The sequence below is a fragment of the Photobacterium aquimaris genome (genome assembly GCF_002954455.1).
In the GTDB taxonomy this organism is placed as follows: Bacteria; Pseudomonadota; Gammaproteobacteria; order Enterobacterales; family Vibrionaceae; genus Photobacterium; species Photobacterium aquimaris.
Map to the genome: position 1 here is coordinate 13081 of NZ_MSCC01000007.1, position 20231 is coordinate 33311.

The following is a 20231-nucleotide window of genomic DNA, read 5'->3' on the forward strand; positions in this document are numbered from 1 at the left end:
AGCGCTAAATCGTATCAACCAGGCATAAAAAAGGCCGCTACATATGAGCGACCTTTACTGTAAGATTTTACTGCCAATCCATTGTTAATTCTTTATTTTTTAATGCGCAATCTTTTAGGTAAAGATTAATTAAGTTTTGGTATGGGATACCATTCTTTTCAGATAAATCTTTAAAGTAAGTCACCACATCATCATCGAGTCGAATAGTGATCTGCTTCTTTACTTTTTTCGCGTATGGATTAGCCATTGAGTTTGAAAAATCATATTGATCACGCATAGCGAAACTCCTCATATTGTTTACGTTCTCGTTTTTCTGCTTTCCGAGCTGAAATAATTCGAATCCTTTCGTCATCACCTCTATAGCAATGACATACAACGAGAGTATTATGTTTTTCACTCAACCCCATAATGATGAAGCGTTCTTCACCATATGAGCTGTCAGGGTCAGGTATCACACGAGCACATTCATCACTAAAAACTGATTCAGCCTCTATAAAAGTAATGCCATGCTTTCGAATATTACTTTCCGCTTTATTCGGGTCCCACTCAAATTGTAGATAACTCATAATTACACCGTAACTACATTGTAGTTAAACTATAACAAATCACAAACTAACCTACAAATACCAAAAAACCGCCTCAATGGGCGGTCATTTAACATCAAATCTATTTATGCGAAATTTCACGTGCCTAGCTCCAGCAAGCTGGCGGGCACTGGGCAACTTCAAGCATAAAAGTAAATTATGTTAAATTTTCCGCGCCCACGTTGGCCATTGTGGTTGCTGTGGCCACAAGCCAAATCAAAAGCCTAGCAGTGGCAGGCAAGCTGCCTTTGTTTATCGCTTTATGGACAATTCATAAATCAGATAAGGTAGTTAACTGTTGTGGTTGAGGTGATCGTTTTACCTATAGTTATTGGTCTATTTATATTGGGTTGTATTCTTTTAAAGCATGCATATCATTTCAAGATTTCATCTTGAAGTCTGTTCCATAGTGGTTTTAATTGTTTTTTTATACTTTTTGAATCCATTATCTTGGCGGCTCTGTAGCCGTAAGAAAGGAAGTTTCGTTTACCACGATATGAGTATAATTTGTGTAGTTTACGCTTATATAAGTGATCTTGTTCTTGCTCGCCTTTACTGTGTCTTATCCTATTTTCTTTATCCATGGTTTTTTTGGCTAATTTAACACCACCTTTCATTTTTTCTGAATATCGTGCAAGTACTGTTGATCGTAAAAAAATAGAATAACCGTCAAACAAGAAACCTAAGTATTGTAGCGGCTTTTGTTTTCCAACTTCATCAAATGAGCATAATTTCCCATTCGTTAACTCGAAGTTTCTTATTTCTGTTTTATCTTTGTTTATATTAACTTTAAGTGCTTGTATTTTGCTGTTTGCTAATGCTTCAACTGTGTTTTTATATTCTGAAGGAACAATAAAAAGCATATCATCACAATACCTAAAATATTTACCACCAATACTATTGACATAATTTTGCATATCACAATCGAAAGATAGCATGTAAATATTTGATAATAAGGCACTAATTGGTGAACCTTGGGGGATTCCTTTGTTTCCTTGTGGATTCTTGGTGATTAGCCCTGCTTTGCGAACTTGTGTTCTGAACTCTAACGGTGAACAAATACGGTTTCTTCCATTAGCTTTAGGGTTGTATTGTGAGATTCCAAAAGTGTTGAATATTCTGTCGCGATCTACTGTTGTGAACTTAGTTAAAGACTGAAAAACATTGAAATGATCTTTTGGTAAGCGTTTCACTCCTAACAATTTACACCATTCTTCTTTTAGTATCTCATGGTCAAGAGTGTCAAAGAATTTAGAAAAATCTAGGGCAATAGCAGTGCATGTTCCCATCTTTCGAATATCGTTAAAAGCATCATTAGCAAAATGAATATTACTTTTACCATCTAGTTTTCTAAACGCTAAAATAGATTCGTTTAAGCCTAGAGATAAGAGTTTTTTTTCGTATGGTTCTGATAATTGCTTAGCGTAATACGCATAAATATGACTATCAATATGTGATGAATAGGCTACACCACGCGGTTTTGGTTTTCGATAAAGCTTACCTGTCGTCTGATCATGATCTAGTTTTGTTAACTGAAAGTTATATGAAATAAATGGATAAAATGCATGAGTAGCAACAATGGATGCATTAGTGGCTATTTTAGTTGCTTTAGTTGAAGTAACTGAGATGTCAAAATGAAGATAGTTTCGTTTTGTATACCAAATTGGCTCTGATGTGTTTTTCATAGGAGAACGTAAATTCTAGCAAAACCCAAAAGAAGTAGAATATGCGGCCTTTCTTTATATTCTTTTGGGCTTTAACTAACTGGCCTAACCAATCATCTGGCCCCTAAAGGCACTCACCGCGATCTATTAGAAATGATTTATAATGTAATATTCGATGGAGACTATACGATGATAATCTTACACCTCATGGCAATGTTGTTTTCTTGGCGAACCAGAGAGCGATGCATTGACAATCTGTTACAACCCTTTACACCTTTTGTGTAAAGCAACGATATGTTATTGATATTTTTATATGCAATCAAATGTTAGTTTAAGTTTTAATGTAAGATATTATGTCTAAATATCACTACTTTTTTGCGTGGGTTACAGAATAAACATCATCTATAAGATAATTATATTTTTCGGGTAATAAGGCTAACTCTCCCCACCCTAAGTTCTCAAAGCATAAACCAATTCCATTTTTAGTTACTTTGCTATAAACCAGCGCATACCTCCCTGTAGATTTATCACCGATACCATGTTCGTGTTGTAATTTATGTTTAGTTTTAATACAGAAGTCTTTCACGGTTGGTGCTGATTCGATATAAGTCATGCGAATATTATTGTCACCTGGTGTGTTTCCGTGATGTAGAGAATTTTTAAGTTTCACGAAATACAGTTTAGGTTTTTCTACTATATCAGTAATTAAACTTGCATCATTAAGCAATGATGTCAGTGCTATCGAGTGTTGATTCTCCGGTAGGAAATAGTAACGATAATAATTTTTATCAAAGTTATGGCAAATACCTCGTAATGAGGTGATTTTACTTGGGACTTTAAATGTTTCCCCGTTATGTATGCTTAATGGGATCTCTGTATCAGGTCCATCTTCATCATCTATTTGTGCATCATTAAAAGGCTTTGATGATGGTGTAGCTTGTTCTGGTTTGTCTTTCATAAATGAAGACACAATAACTAATTCTTCATGGTCTATAGCTTGGGTAACAGCCTCTACGCTTGAATATTTTTTCCCTTCAGCTTTCTTTGACCTTAATTCGCAAAGAATATTTTTATATTTAGGTATATGTCTAAAGTGGGCTTCTTTGTTCGAGGTAGTATGTTCTTTATTTTGTGGAACTCGAATAATGTTTGTAAAGCATATTGGACAAAATAGAGCATTTTTCATTTCGTCTTCATATTCTGACGGTTGGATCCTCTGTGCTCCTTTCAATAAGGTTACTTTTAAACCGTCTTCGTATTTCCAATTTTGTAGATAGAGCGCATGAGCTATTCTGCGTTGTAAGAGTTCCATAAATACCACTTGAAATGACTAATAATACATATATTAACTATTCAATTAATTTTTAAATGAAACTTGTTTCACATTTTTTGTTAGTGTTAAAGTTTTTTAGGTATACCCTAACAAAACCAGCTCACTTCATCTCTCAACCCGCATTGCATCATTTAAGAAACCATCTATAATGAACCAATTAAAGAAACCAACTTAAATTAAACCAATAGGTGATGATAATGCTGATTCGGGCCTACCTTCGTGCGTCGACCACAGAACAAGATGCTCAACGGGCAAAAGAAGAACTAAAAGCCTTTGGAATGAAGTTCGATCATCGTATTGCCGGTTACTACATTGAAAACCAATCTGGTACCAAGTTAGAACGTCCCGAACTTAATAAGCTAATTGAAGATAGCGAAGCCGGTGATGTGTTGTTGATTGAAAAGATGGACCGTCTAACCCGCTTGCCCTGGGGAGAATGGAAAACTTTAAAAGCGCGTATTATGGAAAAAGGGTTAGTTATTGTGGTAGCAGATCAGCCCATGACTCATGCTGTGTTCACTTCAGGTGAGCAAAACAGCATTACTCTGGCTTTAACTGAGTTTATGTTGGATTTAGGCGCGGCTATGGCCCGTGATGATTATGAAACCCGTCATAAGCGTCAAGCACAGGGTATTGAGAAAGCCAAAGCAGCTGGTAAATATCGTGGCCGCCAACCTAATTTAGCCTTACATCACGATATATTAGATCAACTCACGCTAGGACGTAGTTATTCGCAGATTCAACAGAAGCTGGGTTGTAGTCGGGCTACAATAGCGAAGGTAGTAAAAATAGCATAATTTTTGAAGTCTCTAGGTGACTGTGCCGTATTTATAATGACATTATGAATGGTTTTTACAGTTAAAAACTAATATTAAATAAATTAACGATTTAGTATATAAGTCATCATGCTATTTAAATGATGACTTATAGTAAAAGTATTAAAGGAAATAGAAGGTCTTTTGTTGGAATATTCAATATTGAGGGTAAGGCATAAGCTGATGTTATTATTGTACTAATAGGTCATTGATTTTTATGTGTGGAGCACATGGCCTTATATGTACAAACTATTTGTGGTTCCAATAGTTAATTTTGAACTAATTTTATTCTTCTGATAAATTATAACCACCTATCGTTCTCATAAATATTCCTACATATTATTTTTATAATAAAGAATGCTTTTTTTCATTGAGTGATCTATTAGATCATTTATGTTCTTATATTCTAATGGTGTCATTAAACTTGAACTATAATAATTCAAAGAACGATATATATTAGATAAATGTTTAACTCTTTTTCGGATAGGCATTAAAGCAGTTTCTAAGTGGAGTATTAATTCAAGCTCCCACTGGCAAGCATTTTTGAATGAATGTGGCGAATAACAACCTTTACTACTGTTACCAACTAACTGTTTAACATGAGATGTTAAACGTTTCTTTTTATTTCCATCTTGAACAAATAATACCTCAACCCAATGGATCGTAAATGATTTCTCACTAGATATTATTCTTAACTCGTATTTTGTTTTTTCTGAGTTAGAAATTAATTTGTTCTTACGCTTATTCTCTCGGTCTGCGACCTTTCTACACCAAAGGTTATACCACTGAATTGCTTTATGATATTCCTCAACGATTGTTAATTGTAAGTTATTAACTAACTCTTGATTGTAATTACTCATAATAATCTATTCCTCAGATTCCCTGTTGTCAATGCAAAAATCCGCTAATTTTAATTGTCATTAATAATTACCAGATCTACTGACGTATAAATGAGAGTTCCCAAATCACCTACATAGGTGATACGGGAGTTCCCAAATCACCTACAACTTTGGGAGTATCAAATCACCTACAAATTAAAACTACAATATATATTTATCCGCTATATACATACATTTCGAATAATTTAGATTTAGCTCTTAAATTTGATTGTAAAAAAGCGTTTTATACAATTGAACGATTTTTTATTTAAGTATTGCTTGCTGTTTCTGAGGAGATAATTCCATGAATATTTTTAGTTATTTCTTCTAGTTTATCAAATTGTTGTGAAGTGAACTCCAAATGTGTTGTATATGTTTTATGGTTATCAGAAGTAATGAAATCTAAGTGAGTTTTGATGGGGGTATTTATAGCAATTTTCAATGGCATCATTATTATAATGATAGATTGGCAAAGTTACACATAGGTTAATGTTGTCATCCTTAATTTCTGATTTAACAAGAGTGTGATGAATACTGTTCTACACTGCTTATTATTTTTGGGTGAGAAAGTATATTTGTCATCGCGAAATGTGTATTTATTATCTTTATCAAGGTTTGTAGTATAGATGTAATTGAGTTAACCAAAGTTGAAATGATCGCATAATTCTGCCTGATTATAACTAATTAAAGTTACTACTTATTCTTTGTTTTATTGATTAATAATAAACTAATTTACATAAAGTAGAACAATGATTTTTATATTGTTTAAATTACTTTTTGTTAAAGTTTAATTTTTGTTTTTAAATTAACACCAGAATAAGATTAATGCTGACAAGTATTTAATGATTGAAATCATAAATTTATTGCTCAGGACGATAAATTTATATTTTTCATAAACTAGATAGTTAATCAAAGTAAACATGGTTTTGTATTTTCAAGTTAAAGGTTAACAGTAAATTAATGGATGTTTGTGTGAATTAGATAGTTGTTTATTTTCTCTACCTATATAAAGTTGAAATTATGTTGATATAATCATTATATATAATTGAAAGAGAAGTGAATTATGGAAGCATTAATTATAGTATTTATTGTTGCTTTAGCGATCAAAGTAATTGTAAAGGTACGAGCAGAAGAAAAGTATGCGGCAAAACATGGTCTATTAGGTAATGGCTATAAGAATAAATCAATAAGCAATGACGGTAGGTTTATAGATAGACTTGGTGAGAGTGATAATGATTTATCTGGTTTTGCTAATTCACCCGTTAGTTTAGATATTTCAATTTTTGATGATTAATTTTAAATTTTTCGTATCTTTAAATTAAAAGTTAATTAATGGTTTTTTATTGATTGGCTGGTTTATTTTAGGTTTACATAAAGTGAACTTGTCTTTTTAGCACGCTGAACCGTACTTGGGTTGCATCCTACTTTCATGGCTACTTCTCGAACGGATAAGCCTTGTTCTAACAGTTCGATAATCTTTGCCTTACGTTCCATGTTTGGCTTCCGTCCTGAAAACTTTTCAGCCCATAATTTCGGGTCCTGCTTAATTGCTTGGCGTCCAGCTTCGGCACTGGCTAAACGGTTCTTGCGTTCTGCTGCGGCCATTGCAGTAATCATGGTTAATTGAATATTGGTTGTCATGTCTTGCATGTCATTACCAGAGTAAGCAAAGGTCATATTCTGATTAATGGTTTTGATTGTCACACCACGGTTTAACAGCTCGCGGATAGTTGTTTCTGAATCGTGATAGTCACGGCCTAAGCGATCTATCCACCAAACTACTAGCACATTATCTTTTCTTAATTTGTCCAGTAACCGGCTTAATTGTTCACGCTCTGTTGCGGGTACTGTTCCACTACAAACATCAGTTGATATTTCAATGCCAGGATATGACTTTTGAATGTCGCTAATTTGGCTATCTGTTGTTTGTGTGGTTGTTGATACTCGAACGTATGCAAATTCCATTTTATCGGCCCCCGCTGTGTGCTTATGGTTGTCATGTGCTAAATGTAGTGTATGCATATCGAAAAGTAAACACCAAAAGCGTACGCAATAGAGGATATTTACGCGTATGCAATTGGGCATGATTAAAAGCACACGGCTTTTTAAGGGAATACCGACTAGGGGCGTTTATTGTGATGGCAGCTGATCTATTCTTGATAGGGGTTCATTCTCTTTAAACGGATTGGCCGATCTGCTCGATGCGTTAGAAGAAGTTAAAGAAACTGACGACGTTAACTTTGCAGTATTTAGAAACGAATATGCTAAAGCCAACAAGCTGATCAATAACTTCTTAGATGAGCAGTTAAACGAGTTAGGCGATAAAGTATTAAACGCCAAAGTACGTCGAACAGAAGCGATTGGAAAAAGCAAGTGTTAGTGCAGAATCTCTGCTAATCTATAATCCACGATCTACTGAACTCAATGATTATAAATCCCTTAAAAAATAAATAATTGAAAGGTTAAAAGTATAACAAATGTAATACATTATATGACTAAATTAAAAGGTATGACGGCCTTTAATCGTCGCAGTCAGCGTAAGCTTGAGACTACTGAAGATAAGCCACAACAACACGATAAGATCACCACTGTTGCGATCCGTAGAAACGTCACCACAGGCACTTCACCTGTGCCAAATTACAGCGTGGTTCAGGCTATTTACGAAGCCAACTAAAATATAATACATTTACATCGAGCAATAAAAAAGAGAGGGGGAATTAACCTCTCTTTTTTCATATATAGAATGATGTAAGTATGACTATAAAATAAATATCGCAACCATCATCTAGAACAACTGCTCATTTCACAACTTCACTAATTAGCATTGTTGTATGAGTTAAACATTGAAGGTTTTCATTGCAATTACCCACCTAGCTCATTTATGTGTACTGCGTATTATTTTTTCCTTTCATTCTGATTTTGCACAACTGTTTTTACTCTAGGTATAGATATGCCTGACAATACAAGTCAATATTTGCCTCTTTAGATTACTAAATAAAAAAGGTATTTAATTATAACGCATAATTATATGCTCACCATTTAATCAAAAGCTTTGCTTATGGGTTAAAAAAAAACCAGTAATTAATGTGATCTTATTCCAAAATATTAACTCAAATGAAGATGTATAAATTTATTAATCTAGAATGATTGAAGCTTTTATGCGCTATACGCGTGGTGTGTACTACTTAACGATATGCTAATGGAGATTGCATGATTAAGAAAATCCCACTGATTATTGGAGGGGAAGTTCAAGACACTTCAGAACATGAAGTCCGCGAACTTACACTTAACAATAACACCATCTATCTACCAGTCATTACGGACAATGATGCTGAGGCTATCACCTTACATAGAAGAGAAAATAATCTTAATATCAATAAGATAGTTAACTTTTTATATACTGTTGGACAAAAGTGGAAGAGTGAAAATTATAGCCGCCGTCTTACCTATATTCGTGATCTAGTGAAATTCATGGGCTACTCTCCTGAGATGGCAAAATTAGAAGCGAACTGGATCTCAATGATTTTATGTAGCAAAAGTGCACTATATGACATTGTTGAAAATGACCTCAGTTCTCGTCATATCGTCGATGAATGGCTTCCTCAAGGTGATTGTTATGTCAAAGCACTGCCAAAAGGAAAATCAATTCATTTATTAGCCGGTAATGTACCGCTATCAGGCGTGACATCGATCCTGCGTGCAATTTTGACCAAAAATGAATGTATCATTAAAACATCATCGACCGATCCATTTACCGCAACAGCACTAGCTTCAAGTTTTATTGATACTGATGCTAATCACCCAATTACCCGATCAATATCAGTCATGTATTGGTCACATAGTGAAGATGTCACTATCCCACAAAAAATAATGAATAGTGCAGATGTGGTTGTGGCTTGGGGAGGCAATGATGCGATCAAATGGGCGACAAAGCATACTCCAGCACATGTCGATATTCTCAAATTTGGTCCAAAGAAAAGTATTTCGATTGTTGATAATCCAACAGATATAAAAGCCGCAGCTATTGGTGTAGCTCACGACATTTGTTTTTATGACCAACAAGCTTGTTTCTCTACCCAAGATATCTATTATATGGGTGACAATATCGATACTTTTTTTTCCGAGCTGACTCAGCAATTAAACATCTATAAAGACATACTTCCTAAAGGTGATCAATCTTTCGATGAAAAGGGCGCTTTTTCTTTAACAGAAAAAGAATGTTTATTTGCTAAATATAAAGTGCAAAAAGGTGAAGATCAGGCTTGGTTATTAACTCAATCTCCAGCTGGTTCATTTGGTAATCAACCGTTATCTCGTTCTGCATATATTCATCACGTAAAAGATATTTCAGAAATTACTCCTTATCTTCAAAATAATGTAACCCAAACGGTTTCAATTACCCCATGGGAAGCATCATTTAAATATAGAGATACATTAGCTGCACATGGTGCGGAACGTATTATTGAATCAGGAATGAATAATATATTTAGAGTCGGTGGTGCACATGACGGTATGCGTCCACTTCAGCGCCTTGTTAAATATATTTCACATGAAAGACCATCGACTTATACCACTAAAGATGTCGCAGTAAAAATAGAACAAACGCGTTATTTAGAAGAAGATAAGTTCCTTATTTTTGTACCATAAAGGGAGATATTATGAAAAATACTCAAACCTCTGCACCTATTGATCACATTATCAGCTTAGGTGAAAATAGTCATATCCGTGTGTGGGAAACATTGCCTAAAAATCAAGATGTTAAGCGAAATAGCACTATCTTAATTGCAGCAGGTTTTGCCCGCCGAATGGATCATTTTGCAGGTCTTGCCGAATATTTGGCAAATAATGGCTTCCATGTAATTCGTTATGATTCATTAAATCATGTAGGTTTAAGTACAGGTGAAATTAATCAGTTCTCAATGTCTATTGGCAAACAAAGTTTATTAACAGTAATTGATTGGTTAAAAGATCGTGGTATTAATGATGTTGGACTAATTGCTTCAAGTCTTTCTGCTCGTATTGCTTATGATGTAGCAACTGAGGTTAAATTGTCATTCCTAATTACAGCTGTTGGGGTTGTTAATTTAAGAAGCACACTTGAGAAAGCGCTTAAATATGATTACCTACAGATGGAAATTAATGACATCCCTGAAGATTTAGAGTTCGAAGGTCATAACTTAGGCTCAAAAGTTTTCGTGACCGATTGTTTTGATAATAGTTGGGATACCTTAGATTCAACGATAAATAAAACTAAATCTCTAGATATTCCTTTTATTGCCTTTATTTCAAATGGCGATGACTGGGTCTGTGAACATGAAGTAAAACAGCTTATCAGTAATATTAATTCTAATAAAACAAAAATCTATTCATTAATTGGTTCATCACATGATTTAGGTGAAAACCTGATCGTACTTCGTAATTTCTATCAATCAGTTACACGAGCTGCCATCGGTTTAGACAGTGAAAAACTTGATTTAGTTGACGATATTAGTGAGCCTAATTTTGAAGATCTCACCATTATTACTGTTAATGAACGTCGTTTGAAAAATAAAATTGAAAACGAAATGTTCGTTAGTGCTTAAATCAAAATATATTCAAGTCATCAAAAGGAAAAAACAATGAAATTTGGCAATATTTGTTTCTCATACCAGCCTCCTGGTGAATCTCATAAAGAAGTCATGGATCGCTTTGTTAGACTTGGCGTTGCTTCAGAAGAATTAAACTTCGATAGCTTCTGGACACTTGAACACCACTTCACTGAGTTCGGTCTAACCGGTAACCTATACGTTGCTTGTGCCAATATTCTAGGTCGAACCAAAAAACTTAATGTGGGTACCATGGGGATAGTATTACCTACGGCACACCCTGCTCGTCAAATGGAAGATCTTCTACTCCTTGATCAAATGTCTAAAGGTCGTTTTAACTTTGGTGTTGTTCGTGGGCTTTATCATAAAGATTTCCGTGTCTTTGGTGTCACGATGGAGGATTCTCGCGGTATTACAGAAACCTTCCACAAAATGATCATGGATGGTTCAAAAACTGGTACTTTGGTTAGTGATGGCAAACACATTGATTTCCCAAATGTTGATGTTTATCCAGAAGCATACTCAGACAAAATCCCAACGTGTATGACAGCAGAATCTGCAGCAACAACAACCTGGTTAGCAGAACGTGGTTTACCTATGGTACTGAGCTGGATCATTACCACTAGTGAGAAAAAAGCACAGATGGAATTGTATAATGAAATTGCATCCGAACATGGTCACGATATTAACAATATCGATCACAGCATGACTTTCATTTGTTCAGTTAATGAAGATCCAGAAAAAGCAGAAGCAGTCTGCCGTGACTTCCTATCAAACTGGTACGATTCTTACACCAACGCGACCAATATATTTAAAGATAGTAACCAAACTCGAGGTTATGACTATCACAAAGGCCAATGGCGTGATTTTGTATTACAAGGTCATACTGATACCCGTCGTCGTCTAGATTACAGTAATAACCTTAACCCTGTTGGTACACCTGAAAAATGTATTGAAATTATCCAGCGAGATATTGATGCAACAGGTATCAACAATATTACTCTTGGTTTTGAAGCAAACGGTTCTGAACAAGAAATAATCGCATCTATGGAACGCTTTATGACACAAGTAGCACCATACCTAAAAGATCCAAAATAAATTACTAAATTTAAATATTTTAATCACATGATAAATGAGGAACATAACATGAATTTTGGATTATTCTTTCTAAACTTTCAGCTTGAAGGTATGACATCTGAAGCCGTACTGGATAACATGATCGATACTATTACATTGGTCGATAAAGACGAGTACTACTTCAATACAGCATTTATAAATGAACACCATTTTTCTAAAAATGGTATCGTAGGCGCACCTATTACAGCAGCAAGTTTTCTGTTAGGTTTAACAGATCGTCTTCATATTGGTTCATTAAATCAAGTGATCACCACTCACCACCCGGTACGTATTGCAGAAGAAACCAGCTTACTTGATCAAATGTCAGATGGACGTTTTATTCTTGGGTTAAGTGATTGTGTTAATGATTTCGAGATGGATTTTTTTAAACGTCAACTCGAAAGTCAACAGCAGCAATTTGAAGCCTGCTATGAAATTCTAAATGATGGTATTACTACTAACTACTGTCATGCGAATAATGATTTTTATAACTTCCCAAAAATTTCTATTAACCCACACTGTATTAGTAAAGAAAACTTAAAACAGTATATTTTAGCGACCAATATGAGCGTGGTTGAATGGGCTGCGAAAAAAGGTCTGCCACTGACTTACCGCTGGAGTGATACGCTGAAGGAAAAAGAAAATTACTATCAACGTTATTTAGCTGTCGCGACTGAAAATAACGTCGACATTGCTAATATTGATCACCAATTTCCATTACTTGTTAATATTAATCAAGATAGTGATATTGCTAAACAAGAAATGCGTGACTATATCCGTGGCTATATTACTGAAGTTTATCCAAATACAAATCAAGATGAAAGAATTGAAGAGCTAATTAAGCAACATGCGGTAGGAACAAAAGATGAATATTATGAGTCATCGAAATATGCTTTAGAAAAAACAGGTTCAAAGAATGTGTTGTTATCTTTTGAATCAATGAAAAATAAAACAGCTGTCATCGAAATTATTAATATTATTAATGAAAAAATCAAGAATAATAAATGATTGGACACTAAAATGACAAAATGGAATTATGGCATCTTCTTCCTTAATTTTTACCATATTGGACAGCAAGAACCGTCATTAACTATGAACAATGCGTTAGCAACATTACGCATTATTAATGAAGATACTTCTATCTATGATGTTGTTACAATTAGCGAACAACACATAGATAAAAATTACAATAATGAAACAAAATTAGCGCCAGTTGTTGGTCTTGGTAATCAGGTCTATCTTTTGGCTACTAGTACAGAAACTGTTGTAAAGGCTGCTAAATATGGTATACCACTATTATTTAAATGGGATGATAGCCAACAAAAACGCATCGATTACTTAAATTATTACGAAACATCTGCGGCTAAATTTAATATTGATATTTCCGATGTTCGTCATCGATTAATGTTATTTATCAATGTAAATGACAATCCAACACAAGCTAAAGCCGAGCTCAGTATTTACTTAGAAGATTACCTCTCTTACACCAAAATAGAGGCACCTATTGATGATATCATCAATCGTAATGCTGCTGGTAATTTCGATACGTGCTTATATCACATTACCGAAATGGCTCAAAGTTTAAATAATAAGGTCGATTTTTTATTTTGTTTTGAATCGATGAAAGATCAAGAGAATAAAAATCATTAATGATTAATCTTGATAAATACATTATTAATTACCGAAAAGAACATCATCTTAACTAATTAAGTTAATTTGAAAATTCGTCAATCATTGTCATTATTAATGACTGTGTGGTTTCTTGTACTGCCATTAAATTTTTATTAAGGTTTTATATGACTACATTATTAGATGTTGATACTAACGATATTATTGTTAGTTCTGATCTCGATGATATTATTTTCTCATCATCGCCACTTAGCTTAACCTTTGATGAACAAGAAAAGTTAAAGAATAAATTTATAATGGAATCTTTTCACTACCATTATAAAAATAATGAAGATTACAGGTATTATTGTAACGCCCAAGATGTAGATGAAAATATTACATCTATCGATGATATTCCAGTATTTCCAACCTCGATGTTCAAATACGCCAAGCTACATACTGTTGATGAAGCTAATATTGAAAATTGGTTTACCAGTAGTGGCACCAGCGGAATTAAAAGTCATATTGCCCGTGATCGCCAAAGCATCGAGCGTTTACTTGGCTCTGTAAATTACGGCATGAAGTACTTAGGTGAGTTTCATGAACACCAGCTAGAGCTGGTAAATATGGGCCCAGATCGCTTCAGTGCCAAAAACGTTTGGTTCAAATATGTTATGAGCCTGGTTGAATTGTTATACCCAACCACGTTTACAGTAAACGACGACGAGATTGATTTTGAGCAAACGATTGCCTCATTAAAAGCGATCCAACGTAAAGGCAAAGGCATTTGTTTAATTGGCCCCCCATACTTTATTTATTTGTTAGCGCTTTATATGAAAGAACAACAAATTGAATTTAATGCTGGCGCTCACATGTTTATCATCACCGGTGGTGGATGGAAAACCAAACAAAAAGAAGCACTTAATCGTCAAGATTTTAATCAGCTATTAATGGAAACGTTCAACCTTTTCCATGAAAGCCAAATTCGTGACACCTTCAACCAAGTAGAGCTAAATACTTGTTTCTTTGAAGATAACCGTCAACGTAAACATGTTCCACCTTGGGTATATGCCCGTGCACTTGATCCTGTCACTATGAAGCCAGTTGAAGATGGGCAAGAAGGCTTAATGAGCTACATGGATGCATCATCGACTAGTTACCCAACTTTTATTGTTACGGACGACGTTGGTATTGTGCATAACATCAAAGAAACAGATCCATTCCAAGGAACAACCGTAGAAATTGTTCGCCGTTTAAATACCCGAGAACAAAAAGGTTGTTCATTATCAATGGCAACCAGCTTGAAATAAGCTGCAGGACTAAATAATGATTTTTAATTGTAAAATAATCAAAATTGAAGCATCTGATAGCCATGTTTTTAAGGTGTTTATCAAGCCAGACCAATGCTTTCAATTCAAAGCAGGGCAATACGCTATTGTATCTTTAAATAATAAACAGCAGCCTTTTTCTATTGCTAACAGCCCGACCTGTAATGAATTAATTGAATTACATGTTGGTGGTTCAATCAAAGAATTAGCGATAGAAGCCATTTCGCATTTTATTGATGCATTTATTCATCAAAATGAGATTAAGATCGATGCGCCACATGGTGATGCTTGGTTGCGTGATGATAGTGAATCGCCGCTACTATTGATAGCTGGCGGCACTGGTTTATCATATATCAATAGTATTCTTCATTATTGTGTTTACAAGAAATTAACACAACCTATCTATCTTTACTGGGGGGTGAGTGAACACCAATTGCTTTATGATGATCAACAACTTAAATCATTATCAGACCAGTTTCCCAATGTGGAGTATGTGCCAGTTGTCGAGCATGAACACATAGAATGGGACGGTAAAATAGGCAATGTCATTGATGCTGTAATGGATGATTTTGTCGACTTATCTGACTTTGATATTTATGTTTGTGGTCCATTAGGTATGAGCCGAAGTGCGAAAGATATTTTTATCTCACAGAAAAAAGCTAATGTCGGAAAAATGTATTCTGATGCTTTTAGTTACATATAATTAAAGATCGTTCATATCATTATTTTTACTCTATTTATTGGGTAGATGGCCTATGCCTGATAAATAGGGTTTTTTTACAGGGATTGTATGTTTACAGGAATAATAGAAGCAGTTGGAAATATCAGCTCCATTATTCGTAATAACGAAGATATTTCAATGCTTATCAATACTAATCGGCTAGATATTTCGGATGTAAAACTTGGCGATAGCATTTCTAGCAATGGCGTTTGTTTGACTGTTTCGAAATTAACATCAACTGGATTTGTTGCCGATCTTTCAACTGAGACATTAAAGCGTACCGCTTTTCACAGTTACCACGTTGGGCAAAAACTCAATTTAGAAAAATCCATGTTACCCACCACACGTTTTGGAGGTCATATTGTTTCTGGGCATGTTGACGGTATTGGCGACATTATTGAGTTAAAAAGAAAAGGTCGCACCGTTGATATTTGGGTAACTGTGCCAATGCACTTAAAGAAATTTGTTTCCGAAAAAGGTTCAATCTGCGTTGATGGAATCAGTTTAACTATCAACGCTGTTTATCAGAATGTAATTAAATTAACTATTGTTCCGCATACGTTAGCCAATACGACACTTGCTAGTGCCATCATTGATCAAAAGGTCAATATTGAAGTCGACATAATGGCACGCTATCTTGAACAATTAATCAGCATGAATAAACAAGAATCGAAAAAAAATACTAACCTCTCTATATCTTTATTAGAGAAGCACGGTTTTATAGTATAACTCACTTATGTTGTTAATAAAAAAGGACTTGTTATGACTTTAAGTAGCACCCAAGAAATCATTAATGATATTCGTCTGGGTAAAATGGTAATCTTAATGGATGATGAAAATCGAGAAAATGAAGGTGATTTGATCATTGCCTCTGAAATGATCTCTTCTGAAGCTATTAATTTCATGGCGACTCATGGGCGCGGGTTGATCTGCTTAACATTAACTCAAGATCGCTGCCAAACCTTAAATTTACCGCTAATGGTGCAAAATAATCACGATAAGTTCTCAACTGCATTTACCATTTCAATAGAAGCTGCCATCGATGTTACGACTGGGATCTCTGCCAGCGATCGTGCAAAAACAGTACAAGCAGCAATTGCTCCTAATGCCAGTGCTAATGATATTGTTATGCCGGGTCATATTTTCCCATTAATGGCGCAAGATGGTGGCGTATTAATTCGTGCAGGTCACACCGAAGCTGGCTGTGATGTTGCACGCTTAGCCGGGCTTGAAGCCTCTAGTGTTATTGTGGAGATTCTTAATGAAGACGGCACGATGGCACGCCGTCCTCAACTCGAAGTCTTTGCTCAAAAACACGGTTTAAAACTGGGGACGATTGCCGATTTAATTGAGTATCGTATCCAACGAGAAAGCTATATTGAACGTTTATCAGAAAGTGAATTATGCACAGAATATGGTGTTTTCAACTTAATCACCTACCGTGACATTATTGATAACCAACTGCATTACGCATTATGTAAAGGTGATATTAACCCTAATACGGAGACCTTAGTCCGCGTCCATGTCAAAGATACACTGAAAGATATTTTACATTCTGGCGTAACACAATGGCCCCTACAAGCGGCTATGCAGCGCATTCAAGCCGACGGTGGCGTATTAGTTATCATCAGCCAAATAGAGTCTTCAACGATGATCTTAAATCAAATAAAACACTTATCTTCAGAGTACCAAGCAAGCTCCCCTTTACCGATCACGCCGCAATCCCGACAAATTGGTTTGGGATCGCAAATTTTATCTGAATTAGGGCTACGTAAAATTCGTTTACTGTCTTCTCAGAGCCAACAATATCGTTCTTTATCAGGATTTGATCTTGAGATTGTTGAATATATTTGTAACTAGGAAATATTCAGATATTATCTGATTCATTGTTTTTATAAATATAATTAGGAAGATCCATGGATATTATTGAAGGTACGATAACTGCTCCCCACGCCAATGTCGCCATCATCATTTCTCGTTTCAATAGCTTTATCAATGACAGTTTATTGTCAGGTGCATTAGATACCCTGCAACGCCAAGGTCTTGTTAAAGAAGGTAATATTACCGTTGTACGTTGCCCTGGAGCTTACGAGCTACCTTTACTGGCGCAACAACTGGCGAAAAAAGGTAGTTATGATGCCATTATCGCTTTAGGCTCTGTGATTCGTGGCGGTACTCCACATTTTGAATATGTAGCAGGTGAATGTAATAAAGGCTTACAACAGGTTTCATTGGAACACCAAATTCCGATCGCGTTTGGTGTTCTTACCGTGGATTCAATCGAGCAAGCCATTGAACGTGCAGGAACAAAAATGGGAAATAAAGGCGCAGAAGCCGCACTCTGTGTACTAGAAATGATCAACGTGTTAGCGGAAATAGAACCTTAATTTCCTTATATTTACACGTTATGATGGCCTACTTCATCATAGCCATTTCCTTTCCAAAGTAATTAATCAAATATAGAAGTATAAGGAATATTATGATCACGGTAAGAGCCCGAGTGTCTTTTAAAATTGGACAAAGAAGTCAGATCCCTGCTGAATTTTTGTCATTTTATGGCTTTAAGTCAGGTAAAGAGCACATCGCTATTATTTTTAAACAAGCAGATACGACAACTGTCCCTTTAGTTCGCCTACATTCAGAATGCTTAACTGGTGATGTTTTTCATTCTTCTCGCTGTGATTGTGGTGAACAACTCAATGAGACGATAGAAAAAATGCACCAATCAGGTGGGATAATTTTGTATCTACGTCAAGAAGGACGAGGGATTGGTTTATACAACAAAATCGATGCCTATCACTTACAAAACCAAGGTATGAATACCTATGAAGCCAATAACCATTTAGGTTTTGCTGATGATCTTCGTGATTTCAAAGAAGGCGCAGATGCATTATGCGCTCTAGGGATCAATAAAATTCGTTTAATCACCAATAATCCTAAAAAAGAGATAGAGTTAGCGAAGCATAATATTCAGATAATAGAAGTGCTCAATACTCAAGTATATATCAAAGATGATAACCAAGAATATTTACAAGCAAAATTATCACATGGTAATCATAACTTATCTTTATGATAATTTTTTATTGAAGCGATCATTTTATTATCAATTTAAAGTTAAGAATATCTTTATTAATATTTAAGTCTAATCTATCCGGAAACATTTATTGTGGATAATCGAACCAATACTCTATGGACAGTATTGAGGTCTGTTTAGATAAATTGTAGTTGAATGATTATTTGAAAATTTAAAATACGAGTGGCTACTAAATATTGTGCATCTAACGTGAGAATCAATGAAACAAGATATTGAAGAATATATTAGATATGACAACCATGAGCGGTTACATATGACGCTCAGTGATTTAATACCGAACGGGAATATGAAAAGTCATAAAGACCAGTGCTCACTTATACCTAAGGAGAGTAATTACTACTAGTGAACGATAGCTGTTCAATATTAGTGTTTTTAGAATTATGTCATAGCTTTTCCTCCCTTTTAGTCGGAAAAGCTATGACATAAGTGATCTACTATTAGACGGTTACAATAATATTTTCTATAAAATATTATTGTTGCTTTATCAAAAATACAAAATTGTAATTTGTATTTTTAAAATTAAAAATTTGTGATAATAATAAAAATGTATTCCATACTTTGTATTTTACTATTAAATCACTAAGCTATTGATCTGTATTAAATCAGAAATATAGCATATAAAAAAGGAGGTATTGATGTTTAGAGGTATTGTCCAAGGTCGTGGTGTTATTAAATCAATTTCAAAAAGCGAAGATAGTCAACGACAGGGAATTGTATTCCCTGAGGATATATTAAAGCTTGTTGATGTAGATACTGTAATGTTGGTAAATGGTTGCTCTTTGACGGTAGTACGCATTTTAAATGATACGGTGTACTTTGATATAGACCAAGCATTGGGTACGACAACATTTGATAAATTAAAAGAAGGAGATCAGGTAAACCTTGAGGTTCACCCTAAATTTGGTGAAGTAGTTGGTCGTGGCGGATTAACTGGAAATATTAAAGGTACTGCATCGATAGTAGAAGTAGAAGATAATGAAGTAGGATTATCAGTACTTATAGATATTCCTAAAGCGTTAGCTGAAAACTTAACGGTGCAAGACGACATTGGTATCAATGGGATTTCTTCATCTATCATTAGTATGTCAAATAGTGTTATCACATTACATTATCCTCGTGATTTATTTGTCAAGACTAACCTTGCAACGTTCTCAAAAGATATGAAAGTGAACGTGGAAATTCTAAATGAATGGTAGTGCCTTACTTGTATAATATATTTTTATACATTTAGCCTTAGAGATACTTGTCGAACTCATTTATTTATAATCGACAACCAACTTATTTTAGGGAAATTCTGATTGATATTTTGTTTTTCTAGCAAATAAAAGGTGGTGCCTGGAGATAATACCGATCAATTAAGATCTAAATGTTTAGATTGAACGGTCTTCACAATGTGTAAAAATCCGAGAATATTTATATTCTCGGATTTTTTTACCGTATCCGCCCCATGAACCCACAGGGCGGTATAACTAGTGTTTGAAGTTCCAAGCGATTCGTGAATAATG

At 34.8% G+C, this 20231-nt stretch carries 22 protein-coding genes and 1 pseudogene; 17 read left to right on the forward strand and 6 right to left on the reverse strand.

What is annotated here, in order from left to right; translation table 11 throughout:
- Positions 1-67: 67 nt before the first annotated feature.
- The 4 genes from BTN98_RS19935 to BTN98_RS19950 all read right to left on the reverse strand — a co-directional run bounded on the left by BTN98_RS19935 (position 68) and on the right by BTN98_RS19950 (position 3560).
- A complete protein-coding gene (locus tag BTN98_RS19935; RefSeq protein ID WP_061000780.1) occupies positions 68-277 on the reverse strand; it encodes a BrnA antitoxin family protein in 210 nt (69 codons plus the stop codon).
- A complete protein-coding gene (locus BTN98_RS19940; protein ID WP_045037152.1) occupies positions 270-566 on the reverse strand; it encodes a BrnT family toxin in 297 nt (98 codons plus the stop codon). The genes BTN98_RS19935 and BTN98_RS19940 overlap by 8 nt, the downstream gene beginning before the upstream one ends.
- A gap of 392 nt (positions 567-958) precedes the next feature.
- Positions 959-2269, reverse strand: a complete 1311-nt coding sequence (gene drt2 / locus BTN98_RS19945; RefSeq protein WP_061000782.1) for an antiviral reverse transcriptase Drt2 — start codon at positions 2267-2269, stop codon at positions 959-961.
- 346 nt (positions 2270-2615) lie between these two features.
- On the reverse strand, positions 2616-3560 hold the full coding sequence (locus tag BTN98_RS19950) for a hypothetical protein (RefSeq protein WP_061000783.1): 945 nt from the start codon (positions 3558-3560) through the stop codon (positions 2616-2618).
- Between the two features lie 218 nt (positions 3561-3778).
- Here BTN98_RS19950 and BTN98_RS19955 point away from each other — a divergent pair, with 218 nt between their 5' ends.
- On the forward strand, positions 3779-4378 hold the full coding sequence (locus tag BTN98_RS19955) for a recombinase family protein (protein WP_061000785.1): 600 nt from the start codon (positions 3779-3781) through the stop codon (positions 4376-4378).
- Positions 4379-4728: 350 nt separating this feature from the next.
- On the opposite strand, the gene mobI is transcribed toward BTN98_RS19955, so the two are convergent.
- Positions 4729-5256, reverse strand: coding sequence for a conjugative transfer protein MobI(A/C) (mobI, locus tag BTN98_RS19960; protein WP_061000790.1), 528 nt, complete (start codon positions 5254-5256; stop codon positions 4729-4731).
- Positions 5257-6337: 1081 nt separating this feature from the next.
- Here mobI and BTN98_RS19965 point away from each other — a divergent pair.
- Positions 6338-6568, forward strand: coding sequence for a hypothetical protein (locus BTN98_RS19965; protein ID WP_061000792.1), 231 nt, complete (start codon positions 6338-6340; stop codon positions 6566-6568).
- Positions 6569-6630: 62 nt separating this feature from the next.
- Here the strand turns inward: BTN98_RS19965 and BTN98_RS19970 are convergent, their stop codons facing one another.
- A complete protein-coding gene (locus BTN98_RS19970) occupies positions 6631-7239 on the reverse strand; it encodes a recombinase family protein (RefSeq protein WP_061000823.1) in 609 nt (202 codons plus the stop codon).
- A 220-nt stretch (positions 7240-7459) separates the two neighbouring features.
- Between BTN98_RS19970 and BTN98_RS19975 the strand changes: the two genes are divergently transcribed.
- The 15 genes and pseudogenes from BTN98_RS19975 to BTN98_RS20040 all read left to right on the forward strand — a co-directional run bounded on the left by BTN98_RS19975 (position 7460) and on the right by BTN98_RS20040 (position 19922).
- The gene (locus BTN98_RS19975) at positions 7460-7654 is read left to right on the forward strand and encodes a hypothetical protein (RefSeq protein ID WP_061000794.1); all 195 of its coding nucleotides are present in this window, start codon (positions 7460-7462) and stop codon (positions 7652-7654) included.
- 111 nt (positions 7655-7765) lie between these two features.
- Positions 7766-7948, forward strand: coding sequence for a hypothetical protein (locus BTN98_RS19980; RefSeq protein ID WP_061000796.1), 183 nt, complete (start codon positions 7766-7768; stop codon positions 7946-7948).
- Positions 7949-8484: 536 nt separating this feature from the next.
- Positions 8485-9921 (forward strand): long-chain-fatty-acyl-CoA reductase LuxC, encoded by a 1437-nt coding sequence (luxC, locus tag BTN98_RS19985; protein ID WP_061000798.1) that lies wholly within the window; start codon positions 8485-8487, stop codon positions 9919-9921.
- Between the two features lie 11 nt (positions 9922-9932).
- A complete protein-coding gene (gene luxD / locus BTN98_RS19990; RefSeq protein WP_061000800.1) occupies positions 9933-10856 on the forward strand; it encodes a fatty acid reductase transferase subunit LuxD in 924 nt (307 codons plus the stop codon).
- A gap of 36 nt (positions 10857-10892) precedes the next feature.
- Positions 10893-11957 carry a luciferase subunit alpha gene (gene luxA / locus BTN98_RS19995; RefSeq protein WP_061000802.1) on the forward strand — a complete coding sequence of 355 codons (1065 nt, stop codon included), beginning with the start codon at positions 10893-10895 and terminating at the stop codon, positions 11955-11957.
- A gap of 48 nt (positions 11958-12005) precedes the next feature.
- On the forward strand, positions 12006-12983 hold the full coding sequence (gene luxB, locus BTN98_RS20000; RefSeq protein ID WP_061000804.1) for a luciferase subunit beta: 978 nt from the start codon (positions 12006-12008) through the stop codon (positions 12981-12983).
- 12 nt (positions 12984-12995) lie between these two features.
- Complete coding sequence (locus tag BTN98_RS20005; protein ID WP_105030067.1) at positions 12996-13625, forward strand: LLM class oxidoreductase; 630 nt, start codon at positions 12996-12998, stop codon at positions 13623-13625.
- Between the two features lie 146 nt (positions 13626-13771).
- Positions 13772-14893 (forward strand): long-chain-fatty-acid--protein ligase LuxE, encoded by a 1122-nt coding sequence (luxE, locus tag BTN98_RS20010; protein ID WP_061000809.1) that lies wholly within the window; start codon positions 13772-13774, stop codon positions 14891-14893.
- Between the two features lie 16 nt (positions 14894-14909).
- Positions 14910-15614 (forward strand): flavin mononucleotide reductase LuxG, encoded by a 705-nt coding sequence (gene luxG / locus BTN98_RS20015; RefSeq protein ID WP_061000811.1) that lies wholly within the window; start codon positions 14910-14912, stop codon positions 15612-15614.
- An 87-nt stretch (positions 15615-15701) separates the two neighbouring features.
- Positions 15702-16361: a riboflavin synthase gene (locus BTN98_RS20020; protein ID WP_061000812.1), complete on the forward strand. Its 660-nt coding sequence runs from the start codon at positions 15702-15704 to the stop codon at positions 16359-16361.
- Positions 16362-16394: 33 nt separating this feature from the next.
- Complete coding sequence (gene ribB / locus BTN98_RS20025) at positions 16395-17492, forward strand: 3,4-dihydroxy-2-butanone-4-phosphate synthase (RefSeq protein ID WP_061000814.1); 1098 nt, start codon at positions 16395-16397, stop codon at positions 17490-17492.
- A 56-nt stretch (positions 17493-17548) separates the two neighbouring features.
- Complete coding sequence (ribH, locus tag BTN98_RS20030; protein ID WP_061000816.1) at positions 17549-18019, forward strand: 6,7-dimethyl-8-ribityllumazine synthase; 471 nt, start codon at positions 17549-17551, stop codon at positions 18017-18019.
- A 92-nt stretch (positions 18020-18111) separates the two neighbouring features.
- Complete coding sequence (locus BTN98_RS20035) at positions 18112-18705, forward strand: GTP cyclohydrolase II (protein ID WP_061000819.1); 594 nt, start codon at positions 18112-18114, stop codon at positions 18703-18705.
- A 163-nt stretch (positions 18706-18868) separates the two neighbouring features.
- Positions 18869-19069: pseudogene (locus BTN98_RS20895) on the forward strand (IS3 family transposase); the annotation flags it as partial.
- 292 nt (positions 19070-19361) lie between these two features.
- Entirely contained in the window at positions 19362-19922 is a 561-nt protein-coding gene (locus tag BTN98_RS20040; protein WP_061000821.1) for a hypothetical protein, read from the forward strand.
- Positions 19923-20231: the final 309 nt, after the last annotated feature.

Bases quoted from the DNA above. Each gene is read 5' to 3' on its own strand.
- BTN98_RS19935 (WP_061000780.1), bottom strand. From the start codon at position 277: ATGCGTGATCAATATGATTTTTCAAACTCAATGGCTAATCCATACGCG.
- BTN98_RS19940 (WP_045037152.1), bottom strand. From the start codon at position 566: ATGAGTTATCTACAATTTGAGTGGGACCCGAATAAAGCGGAAAGTAAT.
- drt2 (WP_061000782.1), bottom strand. From the start codon at position 2,269: ATGAAAAACACATCAGAGCCAATTTGGTATACAAAACGAAACTATCTT.
- BTN98_RS19950 (WP_061000783.1), bottom strand. From the start codon at position 3,560: ATGGAACTCTTACAACGCAGAATAGCTCATGCGCTCTATCTACAAAAT.
- BTN98_RS19955 (WP_061000785.1), top strand. From the start codon at position 3,779: ATGCTGATTCGGGCCTACCTTCGTGCGTCGACCACAGAACAAGATGCT.
- mobI (WP_061000790.1), bottom strand. From the start codon at position 5,256: ATGAGTAATTACAATCAAGAGTTAGTTAATAACTTACAATTAACAATC.
- BTN98_RS19965 (WP_061000792.1), top strand. From the start codon at position 6,338: ATGGAAGCATTAATTATAGTATTTATTGTTGCTTTAGCGATCAAAGTA.
- BTN98_RS19970 (WP_061000823.1), bottom strand. From the start codon at position 7,239: ATGGAATTTGCATACGTTCGAGTATCAACAACCACACAAACAACAGAT.
- BTN98_RS19980 (WP_061000796.1), top strand. From the start codon at position 7,766: ATGACTAAATTAAAAGGTATGACGGCCTTTAATCGTCGCAGTCAGCGT.
- luxC (WP_061000798.1), top strand. From the start codon at position 8,485: ATGATTAAGAAAATCCCACTGATTATTGGAGGGGAAGTTCAAGACACT.
- luxD (WP_061000800.1), top strand. From the start codon at position 9,933: ATGAAAAATACTCAAACCTCTGCACCTATTGATCACATTATCAGCTTA.
- luxA (WP_061000802.1), top strand. From the start codon at position 10,893: ATGAAATTTGGCAATATTTGTTTCTCATACCAGCCTCCTGGTGAATCT.
- luxB (WP_061000804.1), top strand. From the start codon at position 12,006: ATGAATTTTGGATTATTCTTTCTAAACTTTCAGCTTGAAGGTATGACA.
- BTN98_RS20005 (WP_105030067.1), top strand. From the start codon at position 12,996: ATGACAAAATGGAATTATGGCATCTTCTTCCTTAATTTTTACCATATT.
- luxE (WP_061000809.1), top strand. From the start codon at position 13,772: ATGACTACATTATTAGATGTTGATACTAACGATATTATTGTTAGTTCT.
- luxG (WP_061000811.1), top strand. From the start codon at position 14,910: ATGATTTTTAATTGTAAAATAATCAAAATTGAAGCATCTGATAGCCAT.
- BTN98_RS20020 (WP_061000812.1), top strand. From the start codon at position 15,702: ATGTTTACAGGAATAATAGAAGCAGTTGGAAATATCAGCTCCATTATT.
- ribB (WP_061000814.1), top strand. From the start codon at position 16,395: ATGACTTTAAGTAGCACCCAAGAAATCATTAATGATATTCGTCTGGGT.
- ribH (WP_061000816.1), top strand. From the start codon at position 17,549: ATGGATATTATTGAAGGTACGATAACTGCTCCCCACGCCAATGTCGCC.
- BTN98_RS20035 (WP_061000819.1), top strand. From the start codon at position 18,112: ATGATCACGGTAAGAGCCCGAGTGTCTTTTAAAATTGGACAAAGAAGT.
- BTN98_RS20040 (WP_061000821.1), top strand. From the start codon at position 19,362: ATGTTTAGAGGTATTGTCCAAGGTCGTGGTGTTATTAAATCAATTTCA.